The following is a 20,361-nucleotide window of genomic DNA, read 5'->3' as shown; positions in this document are numbered from 1 at the left end:
CCAACGGATGCGGCAGACCGTCACGCACCTTGCGGACGGTCGCGAACTGATCTTCTTCGACGACACCGAACCGTACGTCGGGGGATCGGCCACCCGTGTCGCACACGACCGTCGCGAACTCCCGACGGTCGTGGCGGCGTCGGAGGTCCGCATCGACCCACTCACCGGAGACCCGGTGACCTTCGCCGCGCACCGCATGGAACGCACATTCCTCCCCTCCGTCGCGGATTGCCCACTCTGCCCGACCCGCCCGGGCGCCTCCACCGAAATCCCTGCGGACAACTACGACGTCGCAGTCTTCGAGAACCGCTTCCCCGCGTTCTCCTCGGGCGGCCGCTGCGAAGTGGTCGCCTTCACCGCAGACCACGATGCCCGCTTCGCGGACTTGACCGCGACACGGGCCCGCACTGTCATCGACGTCCTCGCGTCGCGCACGGCGACGTTGTCGTCGCTGCCGGGGGTGGCCCAAGTGTTCTGCTTCGAGAACCGCGGCGTCGAAATCGGTGTGACACTGGAACATCCGCACGGTCAGATCTACGCCTACCCGTTTCTCCCGCCGCGCACGCGGACGCTGCTCGCCCGCGCCCGCGACCACCACGAACGAACCGGCCGGTCGCTCCAGCGCGACATCCTCGACACCGAACGACGCGCCGGGACTCGTGTCGTGTGGTCGGGCGAATGGTGGACCGCGTACGTTCCCGATGCGGCGCGATGGCCGATCGAGGTACACCTCGCGCCGCATCGTGACGTCCCCGATCTCACCGCGCTCGTCGACGCCGAACGCGACGAACTCGCCCTTGCCTACCGCGATCTACTCGGACGCATCGACCGGTTCTTCGACGGCCTCGACTGCGTTCCGTACATCGCGGCATGGCATCAGGCGCCCGTCGGGGACGGACGCGAGTACGGGCGGTTGTTCTGCCAGATCTTCTCGCTGCGTCGTGCACGCGACAAGCTCAAGTACCTGGCAGCTTCGGAATCGGCCATGGGCGCGTGGATCAGCGACACGACCCCCGAACTCATCGCCGAACGACTGCGTGAGCTCGCACCGTGATGTCGCCACATGGCGCGGTGTGCGACGAGGCGTCGCGTACGTTCGCGACGGAGTTCGGTGGCGGCCCGGACGGCATCTGGTGTGCACCCGGTCGCGTGAACCTGATCGGTGAGCACGTCGACTACGCGGGTGGATTGTGCCTCCCGATGGCTATTCCCCAGGTCACGGCCGCTGCGGTGCGCCGTCGCACCGATGGGCGGTTGCGTTTGTACAGCCCCGGGTTCGGCGTCGTCGACGTGGAGCAAGGCGACCGCGTCGACGGATGGGGCGCGTACATCGCCGGTGTGATCCGGTCGCTCGATCCACCCGGTTTTCGCGGGGCGGACATCGCGATCGCGTCGGAAGTTCCGGTGGGAGCGGGTCTGTCGTCGTCCGCTGCGCTCGAGGGGGCTGTGGCGCTGGCGCTCGCCGACATGTGCGGACTTCCCGTGGACGACGACGGACGCGATGTCCTCGCGCGTGCGTGTGTACGTGCGGAGAACGACTATGTGGGGGCGCCGACCGGCGGCATGGATCAGCAGATCGCACTGAGAGGCAGGGCGGGCCACGCGTTGCTCCTCGACTGCACCGACGGGCACGTCGAACACATCCCCGTCGACACCGCTGCTGCAGGCCTCACGGTGCTGGTCGTCGATACCGGGACGGGGCACCGCCTGGTCGACGGTCAGTACGGTTCACGGCGAGCCGCCGTCGAGGAAGCGGCCGGATTGCTGGGTAGGCCACTGCGCGAAGTGGAATCCGTATCTGCACTCGATGACGCGATGTTGCAGCGCCGCGCGCGACACGTGGTCACCGAGATCGCACGCGTCCGTACCGCCGCGGATGCACTGCGCTCCGGTCGCGTACGCGATCTCGGCCCCCTGTTCGACGCGTCGCATCGGTCTCTGCGCGACGATTTCGAGGTCAGCTGCGCCGAACTCGACAGCGCCGTAGACGCTGCGACTGCGGCAGGTGCGCTCGGCGCGCGTATGGTCGGGGGAGGCTTCGGGGGATCGGCAATTGCGTTGTGCGAGAACAACGACGTGCAGAGGATCCAGATGTCGGTGACTGCGGCGGCCGCGGCCCGGGACTTTCCGTCGCCGGTGTTCCTGCGCGCCACACCGTCCGATGGTGCGCGCCGCTGTTGATGCGCAACCCGGGTACTGTGCGCGCATGGGCTGGTTCACTCGGAACAGATGGGGCATCGAGCACGCCGTGTTCGTGGCCGCGAGCGCGGCGACGGTGGTCGGCGGAGCGCTGGGCAACGAAGCGGTGCAGAAAGCTGCAAAGCCGCTGCTTGCGCCGTCGCTTGCCGTCCGGGTGCTGCGGCGTTCTCGCGATCTCGACCGTGCCGACACCGCGTTGCTCCTCGCAGGTCTCACTGCCGCGACCGTGGGCGACGTGTTCATGATCGACCCCGACGACGACAGCCGGATCCTGCGCGGTGCAGGCTCTTTCGCGGTGATGCAGATGTCGTACTCGACGGTGCTCGCCCGGCACGGTGCTCGCCCGACCCGCACCGCGGTGCTACAGCGTGTGCCCGCGGTGCTGGGAGCCGCCTGCCTGCTCGGATGGCGGAGTCGCTCGCTGGCAGTGCCGCTCACCGCGTACGGCACGGTGCTTGCGACCACCGCGACACTTGCTGCCGACCCGTCCCTCGCGCCCGGTGCGAAGATCTCCGGCGGGCTCGTGTTTCCGAGCGCGGACCGGCGCAGTTGGCTCGGGCTCGGCGGGCTGGTCTTCACCCTGTCCGACGGCACCATCGTCGAGCGGCGGACCCTGCTGAGAGGCAAGTCCGCACGGGCGGCGGCGGAAGGTTTCGTACTCGCCACCTACGCGGGTGCGCAGTTGCTTCTGATCGAGGGGATGCTCGCGCTCGCCCGACGCAGGTGACCCGTCAGGGGAAGATCAGGATCCTGGTGCGGTCGTCGGGGTCGACGAGCACCGAGACCACCTGGCCGGCCGTCAGTCGCGGCAGGTCGCGGTGTTCGGCCTCGAACACCACCTTGCCGCTGTACGGCTCGGATCCGGGCACCATCAGATCCAAATCCAGCTCGGTTCGCTGCACATGACCGACCACAGAGCCGAGTGGGGTGGCGGAGCGGATCGTGGCCCAGCCTTCGAGGCCGTCGCGTTCGATCTTCCGGTCTTCGCGGGTGGTGCGATCGGCGATCAACATGCCCGCGCCGAGCACCGCACCGTACAAGCAGACCAGGAACATCACCTGGAATCCTTCGGTGCCTTCGGCGGAGTTCGGGTAGAAGAGGTTCAGCCAGAGCGAGAGCAGAATCAAGTATCCGGTCGTGATGAATGCGACCGTGCGCAGGATGCGCGTGTGCTTCATGGCTCCTCCGTCTCCCAGACTAGCGCGTGCCTGCGCTCCGACCGCCGATCGATAGAGTGGCACTTTCTGTGTTCGTCGGAGGGAACGGTGTGAAGGTGCGTGTGTCGTCCGCTGCGGTTGTGTTGGGTGCTGTACTTGTGCTGAGCGGGTGCGGGGGATCCGGAGACGAACCGGATGCCGCAGCTCGGGAAACCTCCACCACGCCCGCAACCTCGAGCGTGACTGCTGCTCCGACCGCGACCGAAGCTCCCACGACGGAGGCCGTCACGGAAGCGCCGGCCCCCGAGCTCGCGCCTGCGGAGACGACGACCGAGCCGGCTCCCGAAGTGCCGCCTACGTTGGAGGCCGTTGCGTTCGAGCAGGGCGAGTCCTACTACTTCACGACCCCCGACGGCGCATTCGCATGCGGCATCGTGCAGCTCCCCGGACGTACCGAAGCCGGTTGTGAAGGCGTCACGGATCCGGTGCCGCCGCAGCCCGAGAGCTGCGTCGTCAACTGGGGCCACGGGATGCGCGTCGTCGACAGCGGTCCCGGTGAATTCCTGTGCTCGGGCGGGCCTGTCTACCTGCCCGTCGAGGGATCTGCGGAGGTACTGCCCGCGGGATCGCCGCTCTCGCAGCTCGGTTACACGTGCGAGACCACCGAGGCCGACGTGACCTGCACCAACGACAGCACCGGGCACGGATTCACCGTGGCATCCGACTCGAACGAGACGTTCTGACGGTGGCGGCTCAGGAAAGACCGGATCAGGAGCAGGACCCGCTCACTGTTGCCGGACCCACCGAGTGGGGGGAGCACCCGCACGGTATGGGGCCGTGGACCGACGAGTTCGACACGCCCCCGCCCACCGACCCGAAGTACGACCCGGAACTGCTCGAACACGGAGACCGGCGCAACGTCGTCGACGCCTACCGGTACTGGACGCGCGACGCAATCGTCGCCGACATCGACACCCGCAGGCATCCGTTGCATGTGGCGATCGAGAATTTCGCGCACGACGCCAACATCGGCACCGTCGTGCGCACCGCCAACGCGTTCGCGGCCGCTGCTGTCCATATCGTGGGGCGACGGCGGTGGAACCGCCGGGGGGCGATGGTCACCGATCGCTATCAGCATCTGCACCATCACTCCGACGTCGATGCGCTCATCGACTGGGCGGCCGAGCACGATCTGACCATCGTCGCAGTCGACAACACCCCCGGTTCCGTGCCACTGGAGACGGCAGAGTTGCCCCGCAACTGCCTGCTGTTGTTCGGGCAGGAAGGGCCGGGCGTGACCGAGCGGGCGCGCGAGGTGGCGACCATGACGGTGTCGATCGCACAGTTCGGTTCGACCCGCTCCATCAATGCAGGTGTCGCGGCAGGAATCGCCATGCACGCCTGGATCGGCCAACACGCCGACCTCGACCGTGCCTGGTAGTCGTCCGGCCTGGTAGTAACACCAACTCGGGCTGCGCGGATGTATGAGCGCGGGCCGTGTGGCCACGCCGCTGTCGTGGGACGAGGATGATTACTGCATGCCAGAAATGTGGACGGGCCGGGCGGATGCAGCCGAAGCTGCCGTCGTGGCCAGGCACGTGCGTCGACTTTGGGGACTACCCGGCACCGAACTCGGTGTCGTCGGCTGGCCGGCGACGCGGCGCGAGCGCATCTTCGGATCGTGGCATTACTGGTGGCAGGCGCACCTGATCGATCTCGCTGTCGATGCAGCAGAGCGGCACGCGAAGGCCGGCGACGGTACCCAGCGCGGCCGGCGCCGCGTCGTGCAGCTGACCCGCAGCCACCGCATTCGCAACATCACAGGCTGGACCAACAACTATTTCGACGACATGGCCTGGCTCGGTCTGGCCCTCGACCGCGCCGGGCGGCACCTGCGCGTCGACCATGGCGCTGCGATCACGACCCTCGTCGGTGAACTGCACGACGCGTGGCAACCCGAGCACGGCGGTGGTATCCCGTGGCGCCGCGGAGACGACTTCTTCAACGCCCCCGCGAACGGTCCGGCAGCGCTGCTACTCGCGCGCTCGGGCAAGCTGGAGCGCGCGCAAGAGATGGCCGATTGGATCCACGAGCGTCTTGTCGATCCGGACAGCGGACTCGTTCTCGACGGAATCCGCCACGGTGTGCTCGAACGCGCCGTCTACTCGTACTGCCAGGGCGTAGTGCTCGGAGTCGAAACCGAACTCGCGACCCGATGCGACGATCCGCGTCATCGCGCACGGGTCCATGCACTCGTCGACGCGGTCGACGAGGAACTCACCGAACGCAGCATCGTCACAGGTGGTGGGGGAGGCGACGGCGGCTTGTTCAACGGTATCCTCGCGCGCTATCTCGCGGTGGTCGCGACCACCTTGCCGGTGCAGGACTCCGACGACGTGCGAGCGCGAGCTACGGCACGTCGCATCGTGCTCGCCTCGGCAGATGCGGCGTGGGAGAACCGCCTGCAGATCGAAGGCCTGCCGCTGTTCGGCAGTGACTGGGCTCAGCCCGCGAAACTGCCGGGCTCGTCGGGCACAGTCGCGCAGTTCGCCGGAGGCACCGTGCGCTCATCGTCGATCGCAGAACGCGACCTGTCGGTGCAACTCGGTGGCTGGATGCTGATGGAAGCCGCAAACGCGGTTGTCGCATCTCCCTGAACTACGACGTCATCGCCGAGTGTTCGGGTCCGAACCGAGCGACGGGATCGGCGTGGTCGGTGCCGAGGTCTGTGCCGCAGACCGGGTCGGGATCGGGGCGGTCGGCGTGTGGTCGGTGCCGGGCAGTGCAGCGGCAGAGTTGTCCTGCCCCGGCGCGGTTTCATCTGCAGACGCGGTTTCTGCTGCAGTGGTGCCCTCGCCTCCGGCGTTCTTGCGTGACGCGAGGAGACGCTTGCCGACCTCGCTGATGATCGGGAGCACCGAGACGAACACGATCAGCAGGAAGATGATGTCGACGTTGTCGGCGATGAACGAGATCTGTCCGAGAAGGTAGCCCAGCAGTGTCACGCCCGCGCCCCACACGATGCCGCCGATGACGTTGTAGGTGATGAATACGCGATACGGCATCTTCGCCGCACCCGCGACGAGCGGCGCGTAGGTGCGGACGATAGGAACGAATCGGGCGAGGAAGATCATTGCGGGACCGTGGCGCAGGAAGAACCGGTGGGATTCGTCGAGGTACTTCTTCTTGAACAGCTTCGCGTCGTCGTTCTTGAACAGCTTTGCGCCGCCCTTGGTACCGATGAAGTAGCCCACCTGATCACCGAGGATCGCCGCGATCGGGATCGTCACCATCAGCACCCACAATGGTGCGAAAGGCTCGACCTCCGTCGATTTCGATGCGGCGATCAGGCCCGCGGTGAACAGCAGCGAATCGCCGGGAAGCAGCGGAAACAGCAGACCGGACTCGATGAACACCACCAGCAGGAGCCCGAGGAGCATCCAGGTGCCGAACGAGTTCAGCAGATTCACCGGGTCGAGGAAGCCCGGCAGCAGGGCCAAATTGGTCGCGGATTCCGAGGCTTCAAGCAAATTCACGATGCCCAGAGTACCGGCGCATCAGAGGGCGCTCGAATCGCAGCGGCCTCGGGAGAGCGGCCCGAGTATCTAAACGCCGTGGCTATTGACATACTGCAGGGACGAAAGAGCACCTGCCACACCCGAGCGGGTAGCCGATCCACTCTCATCTGGAGGACAGCCGCTGTGCCTATCGCGACTCCCGAGGTCTACGCCGAGATGATTGCCCGCGCCAAGGAACACTCCTTCGCGTTCCCGGCCATCAACTGCACCTCGTCCGAAACCATCAATGCCGCTATCAAGGGCTTCGCGGACGCCGGTAGCGATGGCATCATCCAGTTCTCGACCGGTGGCGCAGAGTTCGGCTCGGGCCTCGGTGTCAAGGACATGGTGACCGGTGCGGTCGCGCTTGCCGAGTTCGCGCATGTCGTCGCTGAGAAGTACGACGTCACGATCGCTCTGCACACCGACCACTGCCCCAAGGACAAGCTCGACGGCTTCGTCCGCCCGCTCATCGCGATCTCCAAGGAACGCGTCGACGCAGGCAAGAACCCCCTGTTCCAGTCGCACATGTGGGACGGCTCCGCCACCCCACTCGACGAGAACCTCGAGATCGCTCAGCAGCTACTCGCCGACGCGGTTGCCGCGAAGATCATCCTCGAGATCGAGATCGGCGTGGTCGGCGGTGAAGAGGACGGCGTCGAGAACGCCATCAACGACAAGCTCTACACCACCGTCGAGGACTTCGAGAAGACCGTGGAGGCGCTCGGCGCGGGCGAGAAGGGCCAGTACCTCCTCGCCGCGACGTTCGGCAACGTGCACGGCGTATACAAGCCGGGCAACGTCAAGCTCAAGCCCGGCATCCTCGACGAAGGCCAGAAGGCCGCATCGAAGAAGCTGGGTCTCAAGGACGGCTCGAAGCCGTTCGACCTCGTCTTCCACGGCGGTTCGGGCTCGCTGAAGTCGGAGATCGACGAGGCCCTGAGCTACGGCGTCGTGAAGATGAACGTCGACACCGACACCCAGTACGCGTTCACCCGCCCGATCGCGGCACACATGTTCAGCAACTACGACGGTGTGCTCAAGATCGATGGCGAGGTCGGAAACAAGAAGGTCTACGATCCGCGCAGCTACCTGAAGAAGGCCGAGGCGGCGATGACCGCTCGCGTGGTCGAGGCGTGCAACGACCTCAAGTCCGCGGGACGCTCGGTGTCCGCCAAGTAGGTATCACGATCGACGAAGGGCGCCGGCGCGAGCCGGCGCCCGTCGTCGTCGCGAGGGGTCTGCGCGCTATTCGCTGCACACCTTCCATTCTTCCCCCTGGAGCGCGAGGTCGAAGGTGCGTGCCGTGACGTCGGACGGATCGCCCATCGGGTGAGCTGTGACCTCGACGATCGCGGTGTCGTCGGTGATCTGCACCTTGTCGATACTCGACACGACCGGCACAGAGCCCTGTTCCACGGCCAGCGTGTGAATGCTGTCGAACTCCTCGGGGGCGACCGTCGCGTAGAACTCCGCGAGCCCGCCGCACGTCGAAGACTGCAGTGTTGCAAGGTCGCCTGCACTCAGTGCCTGCACGAACTCGTCGACGCTGGCGCGAATGTGCGACTCGGGGGAATTGCTCTCCCGGTACTGCAGGAACGCGATGACCGCGACGACGGCGATCACCACGACAGCGGCGACACCGGCGAAGACCATCCAACCCGCGCGCTTCTTTCGAGGCGACGGGGGGATTCGGGTAGGGGCAGGCGTGGGCTGGAACGGCGCAGGCTCCGGGCGCGGGGCCTCGGGCACGCGCGGCGCGATGCGCTGCGGCTCCGCTTTCGGGGCGTGGCTCCTGACCGGGATCTGAGTCGTCGGTGCCTCGGACGGATCCGTTGCGGGTGGCTCGGGCTGCTTGCCGTCGTCGGGCTGCTCGGCTTTCTCGACGATCGGCATAGCGACGGTCTTTGCGTCGGCAGGGTCCGGGGTCTTCTCGACGATCGGCATGGCGACGGTCTCGGACTCGGCCGGATCCGGGTCGGCGGGTTCGTCGGTTCTTGCGCCGGGGTCCTGCTCGTTGTCGTCGGGCCGGGAATCTTCCGGAGCGGCGGCTGCATTGTCATCCACTGAGGATTCGGTCTCCTCCGACGGGGTGCCCGAGGCAGCGTCGTCCGCGTTGTCCTCGACCCGGTCGGGCGCTGCATCGTCGTGCGCCTCGTCCTCGGAGGCCTTCTCGTCTGCCGCCTCGGTGACCTTCCCCGACGTGTCTGCGTCGTCGACCTTCCCCGAGGTGTCTACGTCGTCGGGCGTATCGGCCGGCCCGTTCTCCGCGACCTCGCCTGCTGACGATTCCGTCGAGTCTTCGGTCGGGTCTTCGTTCTTCGGGTCCGGCACTCGCTGCACCTCGTTCGGATGATGGGTGATTATGTGGGGAGCTTATCCAGGCTCGACGGTGGAGGGGCAGAATGGGCGCCATGACCTCATTCGGTGATCTGCTCGGACCCCAGCCCACTCTCCTCCCAGGTGACGACGAAGCGGAATCTGATCTGCTCGATCACAAGGAGCCGGCGAAGGTTGCGGCCGAGCATCCGACCGCATCGATCGCGTGGGCGTACCTCGCGGAGGCAGCGCTCGACTCCGGCGAGACGATCACCGCGTACGCCTATGCCCGCACCGGCTACCACCGGGGTCTCGACCAGCTGCGGCGCAACGGCTGGAAGGGCTTCGGCCCCGTGCCTTACAGCCATGAGCCCAACCGCGGGTTCCTGCGCTGCGTCGCCGTGCTCGCCAAGGCAGCGAAGGCGATCGGCGAAGCGGACGAGCACGCTCGGTGCCTCGATCTGCTCGAGGACTGCGATCCCCGCGCGGCGGAGGAACTTGGCGTCGAATAGGTCGTTACCCACCCGCGACGACTTCCGCACGAAATTGCGGAAGTCGTCGCTGCGACTGCGCTCGTCCGCGCTGCCGATCGTGCAATGCGCGCTCGCTGCCGGTATCGCCTGGTGGGTTGCGACCACACTGATCGGTCACCCGCAGCCGTTCTTCGCGCCGATCGCCGCCGTGGTGTCCCTGGGGTTGTCCTTGGGTGCCCGGCTGCGCCGCTCCGTCGAACTCGTGTGCGGTGTGACCGTCGGAATCGGCGTCGGGGACCTGCTCGTCTCGGTGATCGGCAGTGGGCCCTGGCAGATCGCTCTGGTCGTGGCGATCGCCATGGCGTCCGCGGTGGCGCTCAACAGCGGGCCTATCTTCTCGATGCAGGCAGGCAATTCGGCTGTCCTGGTTGCGACGCTGATACCCCCCGGCGGCACGGGCGGCATCGACCGGATGGTCGATGCTCTCGTCGGCGGCCTGGTCGGGATCGCAGTGGTAGCGCTGGTCCCCACTCATCCGGTCCGGCGCGCGAGGAAGAACGCCGCAGACATTCTCAAGACCGCCGCCGAGGTTCTGCGGAAGGTCGAGACCGGCCTCGTCGAGAACAATCCGAAGCCCATCGAAGCTGCCCTGCGGCAAGCCCGCGACACGCAATCCGCGATCGACTCCATGCGGAGCAACCTCCAGGGTGGCCACGAGGTCAGCCGGATTTCCCCGCTCTATTGGAACAGTCGTCCGCGGCTCGCACGGCTGACTGCCGCCGCCGACCCCATCGACAACGCGATGCGCAATATCCGCGTCCTCGCGCGACGGTCGCTGACTCTGGTCCGTGACGACGAGATTCTCGATTCCCGGCTCGTCGGCATCGTCGAAGAACTCGCCGACGCGGTCGAAGTGCTTCGCGAGATGGTGCTTGCCGAACCCGGCGATCAACCCGACGCGGCCGAGGCCGCCCGTGTGTTGCGCAGTGTGGCAAGGAAGATGAGCCCGGAACTGATCGACGGAGCCGGAGTGTCGGCGACAGTGGTGTTCGCGCAGATCCGTTCTCTGCTCGTCGACCTGTTGCAGACATCAGGGCTCAAACGCATCTCGGCACTCGCAACGTTGCCGCCCACGGTCGAGAAGCCCGCTTATCCGCCGGAGGACTGAGATCGGCCCTGGTGCGGCCGGTTCGTCCCGCGACGATCGCTGTTTCGGAAACCCGTTGCAGCCGGTGTGCGAAGCAGGAACGGTCGCGGGAACTGTGGGTGATCCTGACGTAGGGACGTAGCGGTTGTACACATGCGCATTTATGCATACGATGGCCCGGACCTGAAAGGGAGGGCCATGAGTTCGGGGCACGGACATTCACACGGCATCGGCCAGGGCCATGGGCAGGGCGCAGGACCGTCGGATCGCACCATCCGCAGGATGGCCATCTCTCTCGCGGTCCTCGGCGTGTTCCTCCTGCTCGAAGCCGGCGTCGGGCTGTGGATCGGATCGCTTGCACTGCTTGCGGATGCCGGGCACATGCTCACCGACGTCGTCGGCGTATCGATGGGCATGGTGGCGCTCGTTCTCGCCCGTCGCGGCAGTGCCGCGGCAGCCCGCACATTCGGCTGGCACCGCGCCGAAGTGCTCACCGCGATGGCCAACGCGATCCTGTTGCTCGGTGTCGCGGCATGGGTGATGTACGAGGCGATCGACCGCATCGGTGACACTCCCGAGATCCCCGGCGCCCCGCTGATTCTCACCGCAGCGGCCGGGCTCGGGGCCAACGTTGTCGTCATGTTGCTCCTGCGCGCCGACGCCAAGGGAAGCCTCGCGGTGCGGGGGGCCTACATGGAGGTCCTCGCCGACGCACTCGGCTCCGTCGGAGTCCTCATCGCGGGTGTGCTGGTCCTCGCGTTCGGGTGGAGCTTCGCCGACGTCGTCGTCGGTGTGCTGATCTCCCTGTGGGTGGTGCCGCGTGCAGTGCGGCTCGCGGCAGAATCGCTTCGCATCCTCACGCAGGCGTCGCCGAGCCACCTCGACGTCGACGCGGTGCGCGCCGATCTGGCTGCGCTGCCCGGCGTCTCCGGCGTTCACGATCTGCACGTGTGGACACTGACCACGGGTATGGACGTGGCGACCGTGCACCTGGTGAGCGACCACGACGCGAACTGGGTGCTCGACTCGGCGCGAACCACGTTGTCGTCGCACGGACTCGACCACGCGACCGTGCAGGTGGAACGGACGATCGACGGACGCAAGTGCGAGGAGGACGTGACGTGGTGAGGTTCAGCCCAGCCGCACGGTCCAGCGCCCGCCACGGCCGTTGAGCCGCGTCACGCTCAGCGGACGGACGTCGACCCTCCAGAATGCCGAGGCCGGCGCTCCGAGTGCGTGCACCACCGCTGCCTTGATGATCGCCGGATGCGTGACGACCCCGATTCGCTCGGGTGACTCGTCGAAGGTGTCCAGCCACGCACCGACGCGCGCGATCAGGTCGACGATCGCCTCGCCGCCGTGCGGAGCGGACACGGGATCGGTCAGCCACGTAGCCAGTTCGACTTCTGCAATGCTGTCCATCGGCACGCCCGACCACTTCGCGTAGTCGAGGTCGCGCAGTGCGGGTTCGACGGTCGCCGACCAGCCCAGAGCCGCTGCGGTGTCCACGGTGCGGATCTCCGGGGCCGTGATCGTGCGATCGGCGACCGGCGGCGTGGCACGGTCGAGTTCACGTCGTCCGCGCTCGGAGAGCGGATCGTCGGCAGGGAAGCGCACATGCTGTTGCGCGTGGGTGGAGGCGTGGGAGATCAGGAACAGGCGGGGCACGGGCACAGTGTCCCTCGAGGTGCAGCGTTCTCCGCTTGACACCGACTGACCTGCGGTGCCAGAGTTCGTCGGTACGCATGTGCCGAGGTGCAGGGAATCCGGTGAGAATCCGGAGCGGTCGCGCCACTGTGAACCGAAGATCGCAGATCTCAGGAAGTCAGGGAACTCCCACGGCACATGACCTTTCGGATGGGACGCGTAATCCCAGGAGGTTGTCATGGCGGTAGTCCATACACCCGACGACTCACTCGGCTCGGCCGCGCTCGCTGTAGCGGTGGCCGCAACGGTGATCCTCGCCTTCGTCGTGCTCTATCTGGTCGGGTTCGATCAGGGAGCGATATCCCGTACCGGCATGTTCATGCACGAACTCATGCACGACGGTCGGCATCTGCTGGGCCTCCCGTGTCACTGAGTGAAACCCGGCCGACGTCGCCGGGTGGACAAGCGAGCCTGTCCGGAAGTTTCGTCCAATTGTTGCTGCGTGGCCTCCTCGCGGGCCTCCTCGCCGGCCTGCTGGCCGGTGCGGTGGCGTTCGTCGTGGGGGAGCCCCACATAGACTCCGCCATCGCGATCGAAGAAGCCGCAGGTGAAGCAGCCGATCATGATCACGGCGGTGCCGCAGTCGTCGAGGAGGAATCACACAGTCACGGCGACGACGCCGAGGTGAGTCGTACCGGGCAGAAGGCCGGACTGTTCCTCGCGACCGGCTTGGCCGGGCTTGCTCTCGGTGCGCTGTATGCCGCGGTGCTGCACTTCGCTCGTCGCTACACCGACATGCCGGGATGGAAGCTGGCACTGGCCGGTGCGGGCGCGGCATGGCTCGCGATCGAAGCGGTTCCGTTCTTCAAATACCCGGCGAACCCGCCCGCAGTCGGCGATCCCGACACCATCAACGAGCGCACGCTGTGGTGGCTTGCCGCGGTCGTGCTCGGTCTCATCGCCATCGCGGTGGCGGTGGCCGTCGCGAAGGCCCTCGCGAACCAGGGTCTGCACACCGTCCGTCTCGTGGGTCCGGTGATCGCGTTCCTCGTCGTGGTGATTCTGGGATACCTCGTGATGCCGACCATCGACGAAGTGAGTGACGATTTTCCGGCAAGCCTGCTGTGGCAGTTCCGCGTCGCGTCGTTCACCGTTCAGGTCACCCTGTGGGCGGCCCTCGGATTCATCTTCGCGTTTCTCACCGAACGTGCGACGCGCGTTCGGACCGTGGCCTGACGACGTGGGCGAAGGCATTCTCGTCGCCGGGACGACTTCGGACGCAGGAAAGTCCGTGGTCGTTACCGGCATCTGCCGGGCACTGTCGCGGCGGGGCCTGACGGTCGCTCCGTTCAAGGCGCAGAACATGTCGAACAACTCGATGGTCGCGGTTGATGCCGCGACCGGCGACGGGGTGGAGATCGGGCGCGCCCAATGGATCCAGGCCGTCGCCGCGCGCGCCGTACCCGAATCCGCGATGAACCCGGTGCTGCTCAAGCCCGGCAGCGACCGGCGCAGCCACGTCGTCGTGCACGGTCGTCCCGCCGGAACTCTCGAGGCCGGCGAGTTCGCGGGCGGACGAAAACATCTTGCGGAGGCGGCGTTCGCGGCATTCGACGACCTGCGCAGCCGGTTCGACATAGTGGTGTGCGAAGGCGCGGGAAGCGCTGCCGAAATCAACCTGCGCGCCCACGATTACGTCAACATGGGCCTCGCTCAGCACGGTAGGTTGCCGACGTTCGTCGTGGGCGACATCGACCGCGGCGGCGTATTCGCGTCGATGTACGGCACGTTGGCCTTGCTCGACGCCGCTGATCAGGAGTTGATCCGAGGATTCGTGATCAACAAGTTCCGCGGCGATGTGGATCTGTTGAAACCGGGGCTCGATTCGTTGTACGAGCTCACCGGACGTCCCGTCCTCGGCGTTCTACCGTGGCAACGCGGCCTGTGGCTCGATTCCGAGGACTCGCTCGCCCTCGCCTCACGACCCTCACACGGCGCCGACGGTGCCCTCACGATCGCGGTGGTGATGGTGCCCCGCGTCAGCAACTTCACCGATGTCGACGCACTCTGCCTCGAATCCGATGTGCGGGTCCGCTTCGTCGATGACCCGCGGGCTCTCGCGGATGCCGACATCGTGATCCTGCCGGGCACCCGGGCCACCCTCGCCGACCTCGAGTGGCTGCGGTCGCGTGGCCTCGACGTCGCCATTGTCGATCACGCCCGTGCGGGTGGCGCCGTATTGGGGATCTGCGGCGGATTCCAGATGCTCGGATGCGAGATCAGCGACCCGCACGGAGTCGAGGGACGCCCCGGCGCGGTGGCGCAGGGGCTCGGCCTGCTCGACGTCCGAACAGAGTTCGGGCCGGACAAAGTGCTGCGGCTGCCTTCGGGCGCCGCGCTGGGTGCGCCTGCGTCCGGCTACGAGATCCACCACGGACGCGTGGAAGTCGGCGGCGCCGACGAGTTTCTCGGGGGTGCGCGCAGCGGCAACGTCTTCGGAACGATGTGGCACGGCAGTCTCGAAGGCGACGAACTGCGCGCCGCCTGGCTGCGCGAGGTGGCCGCGGTCTCGGGTCGTGAGATTCGCACGGGCACGGTGAGTTTCGCTTCGGCACGCGAGGAGAGGATCGAGCTTCTCGCCGATATGGTCGACGAGCATCTCGACGTCGATGCACTGTTGACGACGCTGACGGATGCGCCGGTGTTGCCGATTCTGTCGGGAACGCTGAGATGACCGTGCTCGTTCTCGGAGGCACCGGGGAAGCGCGAACGCTCGCGGTTGCATTGCAGGACAGGGGAGTCGATCTCGTCTCGTCACTGGCAGGGCGCGTCCGGAATCCGCGACTGCCGGTGGGGCCGGTCCGCATCGGTGGTTTCGGAGGTGTCGATGGACTCGCGAATTATCTGCGCGAGAACAGTATCGAATCGATTGTCGATGCCACTCACCCGTTCGCGGCGGGGATCAGCGCCAACGCGGCGGCCGTCTGTGCACACGCAAACGTACCGCTCCTGCGGCTCCAACGCCCGGGGTGGACGGGAGACGGTTCATGGACCTGGGTCGACGACCACGACGCCGCTGCTGCGGCAGCCGCGACGGGAGAGAGTATTTTTCTCAGTACCGGACGTCAGACACTGGGCCGTTTCGCCGGTCCGCTGGCTGGGCGTCGGGTGACGGTGCGCGTGGTCGACCCCCTGGACCACGCGGTCCCGCCGTCCTGGACAGTGGTGCAGGCCCGCGGCCCCTACACCGTCGAAGGTGAGCGGAGGCTGATGCAGGACAACGAGATCGATACTCTCGTCACGAAGGATTCGGGCGGCGAACTCACCCGGGCGAAGCTCGCTGCCGCCGATGAACTCGGGGTGCGGATCATCGTGGTGCGTCGCCCCGCAGCGCCGCCCGGGGTCGCGACGGTGGCATCGGTCGACGAGGCTGTCGACTGGGTCCTCAGATCTGTGGCCCCTCCGATCTGAGATCGTCGACCTTCTTCATCGCCTCTCGCAGTTCGGTGAGCCACTCGTCGGTGTGCTGGCCGGCGAGTCGCACCGTCCACTTGAGCGCGTCCGAGCGTGAGCGGGCCACTCCGGCATCGACGAGAGTGTCGAGAACCTTGCGCTCGGGTTGACGCAGTCGCGTCATGACCGGCACCGCGAGATGGGTGAACAAAACGTCGTGGCCGCCGAGCGTGACACCCCACGCGACCTTGCGACCGTAGCGGGCCTCGGCTTCGTCGGCTATGCGCATCCGTTCGGGGCGGGTGCTTTCCCGGAACCGCGAGATGCGTCCTTCGACGACTGCGTCGGAGGTGTCGTCGGGTGCGGGAAGCTCGCCGGTCACGATGATCTCTTCCCGATCGACCTCCACCGTGGCGGGACCGGTGAACCAGTCATCGGGTAGTCGGCCGGAGAACCAGTCGTCGGCGTCGCTCGCGTCGGGCACATCGGCCTGTTGCCATCCGCCGGGGCGGCCGAAGCCACGTGAGTGCATGTGTGGATTTCGCATGATCGTCCTCCTCGGACAGATCGACGTGCAGTTTTGCACTGATTACAGTGTTGCACTGATACGTGATCGGCGCCACATCCGATCGGGCGACCCCTGACCGGTCACAGCCGGTGCTGCACCGTCGTCATGTATGTGAATCCGCGGCGGACGAGGTCGGTCAGCACACCGAGGTCGACGTCGGTGAGCTTGTTGACATACAGGCACGCCGCGCCGGCCTTGTATTTACCGAGCGTGCCCAGGAGTTGTTCGGCTTCAGGAGCGATCGTGAGCCCGTACAGGGCGAGGTTCGACTTACGCGGGGAGAAACCCACCGCGAGCGCATCACCTTCGCGTCCGCTCTCGTAGCGGTAGTGGTAGCGGCCGAAACCGACCATCGACGGTCCCCACATCACGGCACCCTGCCCGGTCACCTCGGTCATCATGTCGTGCAAGGTCCACGCGTCGGCACGACGGACCGGATGTTGGACCGCGTCGAGGAACTCGGCGACGGAGGCGTCGGTGGGCTGTGTCTTGTTCGCTGTCTTGTTCTCGGCCATACGGGCAGTGTGGCAGGGCCATCCGACCTGCAGCAGACGTTCACCGCAGTGGCTGCTCACAGCAAACTGCCAGGTTGATCGCACGTTTCCTCGAGCGCCGCTTGTTGTACTCGATTCGTTCATCGAGATGCGTAGACGAAGGGTGTGCCATGAGTGTGTTCGACCGGTTCCGCAGAGGTTCGCCCGGTGGTGCGGCGCCTGCCGAAGACGTTCCCACCCGCCCCACCGGCTATCAGCAGACCGCGAGCAGACTGCACTCCTTCAATCGATACGAGATCAAATACCTCGTCGACGAGATGCGGGTCCCACAACTGCGTGCGGAACTGGCCGCGCGTATGGAGAACGACCCGTTCTCCCCGCGCGGGGGCTATCCGGTGACGTCGGTCTACTACGACACCCCGAGCCTGCGCTTCTACTGGGAGAAGATCGAGGGGCTGAAGTTCCGCCGCAAGGTGCGGATGCGACTCTACGGCGCGCCGCACGAATGCACCGAGGACTCGTCCGTGCAGATCGAGATCAAGCAGCGCGTCAACCGAGTGACCCAGAAGCGACGCATTGCCTTGCCCTACGGCACAGCGCGAAGCTGGCTCGACGACCGTCAGGCCATCCGGTGCGAACCTTCGCAGCGACCCTTCGTCAACGAAGTGACCACTCTGATCGGCAACCTCGATCTGCGGCCGATCGTGACGACCGGATATCTGCGGGAGGCTTTCGTCGGCGTCGACGCCGATCTGGGCTTGCGTGTGACCATCGACCACAGGATCCACGGCCGCGACCGAGACTTCCATTTCGCTGCGCCCGCAGAGAATCGCTTCACGATTCCCCCCAAGCTTGCGATCGTCGAGATCAAGGCGAACGAACGTGTCCCGTACTGGGTGACGGATATGACCGCGCGTCTCGACATGTCGGTGAATCGGATTTCCAAGTATTGCCAGTCCGTCGAAGCATTCGGTCTCGCACCGAGCTCCCGACTGGGCGCACCCGAACTCGTCGTGCCCGATGAGGTCGACGCCTCCCTGCCCACCGACGTCTTCCGTGCCGTTCCGGCCCACTGATCCACAGACACAGGACAACTTCATGAACTTCGATTTCCAGGACCTCAGTGGAACGTTCACGACACTCGACATCATCATGTCGCTGTCGTTGTCGTTTGTTCTCTCGGCCATCATCGGCTGGGTCTATCGCTACACCCACAAGAATGTCTCCTACAGCCAGTCCTATGTGCAGACCCTCGTCATGGTGGGCATGGTCGTCGCACTGATCATGCTTGTCGTCGGATCGAACATCGCCCGTGCATTCGCGCTCGTCGGTGCATTGTCGGTGGTCCGATTCCGCAACGCCATCAAGGAAACCCGCGACGTGGGGTTCATCTTCCTGGTGATGGCGATCGGCATGACCACCGGCACTCGCTTCTATGTGCTTGCGATCGCCGCGACCATCGCGATCTGCCTGGTGCTGGTGCTGATGAACAAGTTCAACTGGTTCAAGCTCGACGTGCAGCGACAGGTCGTGAAGGTCCAGGTGCCGCCGGAGACCGGATACACCGACCTCGTCTCCGATGTGCTGATCCAGTACTGCACCGAGTTCGAACTGGTATCCACCGAATCCGTCCGCGGCGGTGCCCTCACCGAGCTGTACTACACGGCACAGCTGAAGAAGGGCAAGCAGTCCAGCGATCTGATCGCCGCGTTGAACGAGGTCAACGCCGGTCAACGCGTCACTGTCCTCACCGGATACGACCAGACGGACATCTGATGGACGAGCCGACGACCGGGCCGCGAAAACGGTTGCGGCACAAAATTCCGACGTCGCTGCGTCAGCATTGGAAGGTTGTCGTAGCGCTGGCCGTCTTCGTCGCGATCGTCGGGACGGTGTTCGGCGCCGCCCGCATCCGTCCTTACATCACCGGCGACGCCACCGTGATCACGTCCGATATCACCGAGAACATCGCGGGCGCCGTCGACCTGTTCGACACGTCGGTCGAGCACGAGGTGTCGCTCGAGATCAGCGATGTCGAATACAACGACATGGTCGACTCGTACGTCGACGACGGCGAGAAGGAGTGGGTCACCGCCGACATCACCATCGACGGCACATCGATCACCGACGTCGGCGTCCGACTCAAGGGCAACTCGACACTCTCGGCGTTGCGAGGTGGCATGGGAGGCGGCCCCGGTGGCGAGGACGGCGGGTTCCGGACGCCGGAAGGAATGGAACCACCGGAGGGATTCGAAATCCCCGAGGACTTCGACCCTGCAGCGATGTTCGGCGGAGGTGGCGGTATGCCTGGGCTGGGCGGCACCAGTATTTCGGTGGACGATCCGACGTCGCTGCCGCTGCTCATCGACTTCTCGAAGAATGTCGACGGCCGGGCATATCAAGGGATGACCCAGCTGTCGGTGCGACCGGGCTCACCGGTACTCAACGAAACAATGGCGTTGTCGCTCACGGCCGCAACCGACCAGGCGACGCAGCGTTACGCCTACTCGGTGTATTCGGTCAACGACAGTGCGACCGCGACGCGTCTACTGCTCGAGCACCCGGACGAGTCGTACGCGAACTCCCTGTTCGACTCCGACGGGTATCTCTACAAAGCCGATGCGTCGTCGAAGTTCGCGTACGTCGGCGACGACCAGGCCGACTACACCGATCAGTTCAAGCAGCTCAATGCCGAGGGCACGGGCGACGTACAGCCGATCATCAGCTTTCTGAAGTGGATGGACTCGGCGAGCGACGAGGAGTTCGACGCACATCTCGCAGACTGGGTCGACGTCGACTCGTTCGCGCGGTACGTCGCCACGCAGAACCTCCTCGTGAACAGCGACGACATGTCCGGGCCCGGTCAGAACTATTACCTCTGGTACGACCTCGACACGGAGAAGATCTCGGTCGTGTCGTGGGATCTCAACATGGCCATGCAGGGCGGAACGACGGCCGGACCGAACGACACCGTCTCCATGGGCGGCGGCATGGCACCACCTGAAGGGATGGCACCACCTGAGGGGATGGCCCGGCCGAACCGCGGAGACGGAGGTGGGCCGTCGATGGGCGGGAACACTCTGAAGACCCGGTTCCTGGCGTCCGACGCCTTCACCGACGTCTACGAGGCGGCCTACTGGGATCTGTACGAGCAGATGTACGGCAGCGGGCAGGCACTCGAGATCCTCGACGGTCTCGCGTCCAGCGTCCCGGTCAGCGACGGTCTGGCCGCGGAAAGCCTGCAGTCGAGCGTCGACTCGATGCGGACCTGGATTCAGCAGCGCACTGAGGCGCTCGCAGCGATATAGAAACAACGCGCGTAGACAGCCACAACCGTTCGAAACGGT

23 protein-coding genes and 1 riboswitch are annotated in these 20,361 nt (G+C 65.9%); of the genes, 17 read left to right on the top strand and 6 right to left on the bottom strand.

Features of this window, described 5'->3' with window-relative positions; all coding sequences use genetic code 11:
* The first annotated feature begins 7 nt into the window (after positions 1 to 7).
* From galT to ACSYG9_RS04090, 3 genes are read left to right on the top strand one after another with little or no spacing between them, the layout of a single operon-like run.
* Positions 8 to 1,054 carry a galactose-1-phosphate uridylyltransferase gene (galT, locus tag ACSYG9_RS04100; protein ID WP_454842871.1) on the top strand — a complete coding sequence of 349 codons (1,047 nt, stop codon included), beginning with the start codon at positions 8 to 10 and terminating at the stop codon, positions 1,052 to 1,054.
* Positions 1,054 to 2,181 carry a galactokinase gene (gene galK, locus ACSYG9_RS04095; RefSeq protein WP_454842869.1) on the top strand — a complete coding sequence of 376 codons (1,128 nt, stop codon included), beginning with the start codon at positions 1,054 to 1,056 and terminating at the stop codon, positions 2,179 to 2,181. Before galT ends, galK begins: the two co-directional genes overlap by 1 nt.
* Positions 2,182 to 2,206: 25 nt before the next feature.
* A complete protein-coding gene (locus tag ACSYG9_RS04090; RefSeq protein WP_454841259.1) occupies positions 2,207 to 2,926 on the top strand; it encodes a lysoplasmalogenase family protein in 720 nt (239 codons plus the stop codon).
* Positions 2,927 to 2,930: 4 nt separating this feature from the next.
* Here the strand turns inward: ACSYG9_RS04090 and ACSYG9_RS04085 are convergent, their stop codons facing one another.
* Positions 2,931 to 3,377, bottom strand: coding sequence for a hypothetical protein (locus tag ACSYG9_RS04085; RefSeq protein WP_440125935.1), 447 nt, complete (start codon positions 3,375 to 3,377; stop codon positions 2,931 to 2,933).
* Positions 3,378 to 3,472: 95 nt separating this feature from the next.
* Between ACSYG9_RS04085 and ACSYG9_RS04080 the strand changes: the two genes are divergently transcribed.
* The 3 genes from ACSYG9_RS04080 (at position 3,473) to ACSYG9_RS04070 (ending at position 6,013) form a co-directional block, all read left to right on the top strand.
* A complete protein-coding gene (locus ACSYG9_RS04080; RefSeq protein WP_454841257.1) occupies positions 3,473 to 4,099 on the top strand; it encodes a hypothetical protein in 627 nt (208 codons plus the stop codon).
* 86 nt (positions 4,100 to 4,185) lie between these two features.
* The gene (locus ACSYG9_RS04075; protein WP_440127529.1) at positions 4,186 to 4,797 is read left to right on the top strand and encodes a TrmH family RNA methyltransferase; all 612 of its coding nucleotides are present in this window, start codon (positions 4,186 to 4,188) and stop codon (positions 4,795 to 4,797) included.
* Positions 4,798 to 4,894: 97 nt separating this feature from the next.
* Positions 4,895 to 6,013 (top strand): glycoside hydrolase family 76 protein, encoded by a 1,119-nt coding sequence (locus ACSYG9_RS04070; RefSeq protein ID WP_440125933.1) that lies wholly within the window; start codon positions 4,895 to 4,897, stop codon positions 6,011 to 6,013.
* A 9-nt stretch (positions 6,014 to 6,022) separates the two neighbouring features.
* Here the strand turns inward: ACSYG9_RS04070 and ACSYG9_RS04065 are convergent, their stop codons facing one another.
* Positions 6,023 to 6,901 (bottom strand): VTT domain-containing protein, encoded by an 879-nt coding sequence (locus ACSYG9_RS04065; RefSeq protein WP_440127528.1) that lies wholly within the window; start codon positions 6,899 to 6,901, stop codon positions 6,023 to 6,025.
* A 156-nt stretch (positions 6,902 to 7,057) separates the two neighbouring features.
* Between ACSYG9_RS04065 and fbaA the strand changes: the two genes are divergently transcribed.
* Positions 7,058 to 8,095, top strand: a complete 1,038-nt coding sequence (gene fbaA, locus ACSYG9_RS04060) for a class II fructose-bisphosphate aldolase (protein ID WP_440125932.1) — start codon at positions 7,058 to 7,060, stop codon at positions 8,093 to 8,095.
* A 66-nt stretch (positions 8,096 to 8,161) separates the two neighbouring features.
* Here fbaA and ACSYG9_RS04055 read toward each other — a convergent pair whose 3' ends face one another.
* Entirely contained in the window at positions 8,162 to 9,247 is a 1,086-nt protein-coding gene (locus ACSYG9_RS04055) for an Rv0361 family membrane protein (RefSeq protein ID WP_454841255.1), read from the bottom strand.
* A gap of 80 nt (positions 9,248 to 9,327) precedes the next feature.
* Between ACSYG9_RS04055 and ACSYG9_RS04050 the strand changes: the two genes are divergently transcribed.
* The 3 genes from ACSYG9_RS04050 to ACSYG9_RS04040 all read left to right on the top strand — a co-directional run bounded on the left by ACSYG9_RS04050 (position 9,328) and on the right by ACSYG9_RS04040 (position 11,980).
* Positions 9,328 to 9,744 (top strand): DUF3151 domain-containing protein, encoded by a 417-nt coding sequence (locus ACSYG9_RS04050; RefSeq protein ID WP_440125930.1) that lies wholly within the window; start codon positions 9,328 to 9,330, stop codon positions 9,742 to 9,744.
* A 34-nt stretch (positions 9,745 to 9,778) separates the two neighbouring features.
* Positions 9,779 to 10,873, top strand: a complete 1,095-nt coding sequence (locus ACSYG9_RS04045) for an FUSC family protein (protein ID WP_454842866.1) — start codon at positions 9,779 to 9,781, stop codon at positions 10,871 to 10,873.
* A 177-nt stretch (positions 10,874 to 11,050) separates the two neighbouring features.
* Positions 11,051 to 11,980: a cation diffusion facilitator family transporter gene (locus ACSYG9_RS04040; protein ID WP_440125929.1), complete on the top strand. Its 930-nt coding sequence runs from the start codon at positions 11,051 to 11,053 to the stop codon at positions 11,978 to 11,980.
* Between the two features lie 3 nt (positions 11,981 to 11,983).
* Here the strand turns inward: ACSYG9_RS04040 and ACSYG9_RS04035 are convergent, their stop codons facing one another.
* Positions 11,984 to 12,520 (bottom strand): histidine phosphatase family protein, encoded by a 537-nt coding sequence (locus tag ACSYG9_RS04035; RefSeq protein WP_454841254.1) that lies wholly within the window; start codon positions 12,518 to 12,520, stop codon positions 11,984 to 11,986.
* A 68-nt stretch (positions 12,521 to 12,588) separates the two neighbouring features.
* Positions 12,589 to 12,707: riboswitch (cobalamin riboswitch) on the top strand.
* Positions 12,708 to 12,737: 30 nt separating this feature from the next.
* Between ACSYG9_RS04035 and ACSYG9_RS04030 the strand changes: the two genes are divergently transcribed.
* From ACSYG9_RS04030 to ACSYG9_RS04015, 4 genes are read left to right on the top strand one after another with little or no spacing between them, the layout of a single operon-like run.
* Positions 12,738 to 12,932 carry a CbtB domain-containing protein gene (locus ACSYG9_RS04030; RefSeq protein WP_054714377.1) on the top strand — a complete coding sequence of 65 codons (195 nt, stop codon included), beginning with the start codon at positions 12,738 to 12,740 and terminating at the stop codon, positions 12,930 to 12,932.
* Positions 12,933 to 12,970: 38 nt separating this feature from the next.
* Positions 12,971 to 13,735, top strand: a complete 765-nt coding sequence (locus ACSYG9_RS04025; RefSeq protein ID WP_440127526.1) for a CbtA family protein — start codon at positions 12,971 to 12,973, stop codon at positions 13,733 to 13,735.
* A 4-nt stretch (positions 13,736 to 13,739) separates the two neighbouring features.
* Entirely contained in the window at positions 13,740 to 15,233 is a 1,494-nt protein-coding gene (locus tag ACSYG9_RS04020) for a cobyric acid synthase (RefSeq protein WP_454841253.1), read from the top strand.
* Positions 15,230 to 15,970, top strand: coding sequence for a cobalt-precorrin-6A reductase (locus ACSYG9_RS04015; protein WP_454841251.1), 741 nt, complete (start codon positions 15,230 to 15,232; stop codon positions 15,968 to 15,970). Before ACSYG9_RS04020 ends, ACSYG9_RS04015 begins: the two co-directional genes overlap by 4 nt.
* Here ACSYG9_RS04015 and ACSYG9_RS04010 read toward each other — a convergent pair.
* Together ACSYG9_RS04010 and ACSYG9_RS04005 are read right to left on the bottom strand one after the other, a co-directional pair.
* Positions 15,945 to 16,499 (bottom strand): hypothetical protein, encoded by a 555-nt coding sequence (locus tag ACSYG9_RS04010; protein ID WP_440125925.1) that lies wholly within the window; start codon positions 16,497 to 16,499, stop codon positions 15,945 to 15,947. The genes ACSYG9_RS04015 and ACSYG9_RS04010 overlap by 26 nt on opposite strands.
* A gap of 101 nt (positions 16,500 to 16,600) precedes the next feature.
* Positions 16,601 to 17,035: a DUF1801 domain-containing protein gene (locus ACSYG9_RS04005; protein WP_440125924.1), complete on the bottom strand. Its 435-nt coding sequence runs from the start codon at positions 17,033 to 17,035 to the stop codon at positions 16,601 to 16,603.
* 149 nt (positions 17,036 to 17,184) lie between these two features.
* On the opposite strand from ACSYG9_RS04005, the gene ACSYG9_RS04000 reads away from it, so the two are divergent.
* Genes ACSYG9_RS04000 through ACSYG9_RS03990 form a run of 3 tightly spaced genes read left to right on the top strand, consistent with a single transcriptional unit; the run spans position 17,185 to position 20,322 of the window.
* Complete coding sequence (locus ACSYG9_RS04000) at positions 17,185 to 18,090, top strand: VTC domain-containing protein (protein ID WP_454841250.1); 906 nt, start codon at positions 17,185 to 17,187, stop codon at positions 18,088 to 18,090.
* Between the two features lie 22 nt (positions 18,091 to 18,112).
* A complete protein-coding gene (locus tag ACSYG9_RS03995) occupies positions 18,113 to 18,790 on the top strand; it encodes a DUF4956 domain-containing protein (protein WP_169687043.1) in 678 nt (225 codons plus the stop codon).
* Positions 18,790 to 20,322, top strand: a complete 1,533-nt coding sequence (locus tag ACSYG9_RS03990; protein WP_454841247.1) for a CotH kinase family protein — start codon at positions 18,790 to 18,792, stop codon at positions 20,320 to 20,322. Before ACSYG9_RS03995 ends, ACSYG9_RS03990 begins: the two co-directional genes overlap by 1 nt.
* Positions 20,323 to 20,361: the final 39 nt, after the last annotated feature.

The organism is Rhodococcus sp. SJ-2 (assembly GCF_053750035.1).
The sequence above is the reverse complement of the archived record's forward strand: the minus strand, read 5'-3'. Positions and strand labels throughout refer to the sequence as shown.

Coding starts and splice junctions, on each gene's coding strand:
- galT (WP_454842871.1), top strand. CDS start 8: ATGCGGCAGACCGTCACGCACCTTGCGGACGGTCGCGAACTGATCTTC.
- galK (WP_454842869.1), top strand. CDS start 1,054: ATGTCGCCACATGGCGCGGTGTGCGACGAGGCGTCGCGTACGTTCGCG.
- ACSYG9_RS04090 (WP_454841259.1), top strand. CDS start 2,207: ATGGGCTGGTTCACTCGGAACAGATGGGGCATCGAGCACGCCGTGTTC.
- ACSYG9_RS04085 (WP_440125935.1), bottom strand. CDS start 3,377: ATGAAGCACACGCGCATCCTGCGCACGGTCGCATTCATCACGACCGGA.
- ACSYG9_RS04075 (WP_440127529.1), top strand. CDS start 4,186: ATGGGGCCGTGGACCGACGAGTTCGACACGCCCCCGCCCACCGACCCG.
- ACSYG9_RS04070 (WP_440125933.1), top strand. CDS start 4,895: ATGCCAGAAATGTGGACGGGCCGGGCGGATGCAGCCGAAGCTGCCGTC.
- ACSYG9_RS04050 (WP_440125930.1), top strand. CDS start 9,328: ATGACCTCATTCGGTGATCTGCTCGGACCCCAGCCCACTCTCCTCCCA.
- ACSYG9_RS04040 (WP_440125929.1), top strand. CDS start 11,051: ATGAGTTCGGGGCACGGACATTCACACGGCATCGGCCAGGGCCATGGG.
- ACSYG9_RS04030 (WP_054714377.1), top strand. CDS start 12,738: ATGGCGGTAGTCCATACACCCGACGACTCACTCGGCTCGGCCGCGCTC.
- ACSYG9_RS04015 (WP_454841251.1), top strand. CDS start 15,230: ATGACCGTGCTCGTTCTCGGAGGCACCGGGGAAGCGCGAACGCTCGCG.
- ACSYG9_RS04010 (WP_440125925.1), bottom strand. CDS start 16,499: ATGCGAAATCCACACATGCACTCACGTGGCTTCGGCCGCCCCGGCGGA.
- ACSYG9_RS04005 (WP_440125924.1), bottom strand. CDS start 17,035: ATGGCCGAGAACAAGACAGCGAACAAGACACAGCCCACCGACGCCTCC.
- ACSYG9_RS04000 (WP_454841250.1), top strand. CDS start 17,185: ATGAGTGTGTTCGACCGGTTCCGCAGAGGTTCGCCCGGTGGTGCGGCG.
- ACSYG9_RS03995 (WP_169687043.1), top strand. CDS start 18,113: ATGAACTTCGATTTCCAGGACCTCAGTGGAACGTTCACGACACTCGAC.
- ACSYG9_RS03990 (WP_454841247.1), top strand. CDS start 18,790: ATGGACGAGCCGACGACCGGGCCGCGAAAACGGTTGCGGCACAAAATT.